The sequence below is a fragment of the Streptomyces sp. NPDC030814 genome (genome assembly GCF_055572155.1).
Genome location: NZ_JBVIDX010000069.1, coordinates 1 through 1,199 on the forward strand (window position 1 = coordinate 1; position 1,199 = coordinate 1,199).

At 71.0% G+C, this 1,199-nt stretch carries 1 protein-coding gene; it reads right to left on the reverse strand.

Annotation, left to right across the window (positions count from 1 at the left end; genetic code table 11):
• On the reverse strand, window positions 1-1,199 hold a 1,199-nt coding region (locus ACZ43N_RS42720), incomplete at both ends, for an acyl carrier protein (RefSeq protein WP_468105286.1).

Genomic DNA, 1,199 nt, shown 5'->3' on the forward strand with positions numbered 1-1,199 from the left:
AACGCCACCAGCGACGACGAACACGCCGTGTCCACCGTCACCGCAGGACCCTCAAAACCAAACGTGTACGCGATACGACCCGACGCCACACTGCCCGTCGAACCGGTCAGCAGATAGCCGTCGGAGTCGTGCTCCCCGGCGCGCATGCAGGAGCCATAGTCCTGTGTGATCGCGCCGGCGAAGACACCGGTACGGCTGCCCCGCAGCGTCGCCGGGTCGATCCCCGCCCGCTCCAGGACCTCCCACGACGTCTCCAGCAGCAACCTCTGCTGCGGATCCATCGCCAGCGCCTCACGCGGCGAGATCCCGAAGAGCGTGGAGTCGAACAGGGCGGCGTCGTAGAGGAAACCGCCCTCCCGCACATACGTATGACCGACCGTGCCCGGCTCGGGATCGTAAAGCCCGTCGAGATCCCACCCACGATCCGTGGGGAACCCACCGATGGCGTCACCCCCCTCGGTGACCAGCCGCCACAGGTCCTCCGGCGAACCCACCCCACCCGGGAACCGGCACGCCATGCCGACGATCACCACCGGATCGTCATTCACGCTCGTCGGCACGGGCAGCGCGGAGGCCGTGCCGACGTTCTCCTCCCCGTCCGACAGTTCGGAGAGGAGGTGCCGGGCCAGGGCGGCAGGGGTCGGGTGGTCGAAGACCAGTGTGGCGGGGAGCTTCATGCCGGTGGCAGTGCTCACTCGGTTGCGGAGCTCGACCGAGGTCAGGGAGTCGAAGCCGAGGGCCTTGAACGGCTGGTCCGCCTCCAGGTCCGCGGCGGACGCGTGGCCCAGGACGGATGCGGCCTGTCCACGGACGAGGTCCAGCAGGAATTTCTCGCGCTCGGCCTCCGGGAGCCCGCTGACTCGAGGGGCGATGTCGGCCGCCCCTCCGGCCGCCGCCTGGACGTCCGCAGCCCGGCGCGCGGGCGTGCGAACGAGAGCGCGCAGCAGGTCGGGAACCTGTCCACGCCTGCGGAGTGCTGCGAGGTCGAGGTTGATCGGCAGCACAGCCGCCCGTTCGAGCGCCGGGCCGATCTCCAGGACGGCATCGAACAGCCTGAGCCCCTGCTCCGGGGCAAGCGGCTGCATGCCCTCGCGTGCCATGCGTCGCAGGTCCGCCTCGGTCAGCTCGGCGGTCATGCCCGCGCCGGGGGCCCAGGGGCCCCAGGCGACGGCGGTGGCGGGCAGGCCGGAGGAACGGCG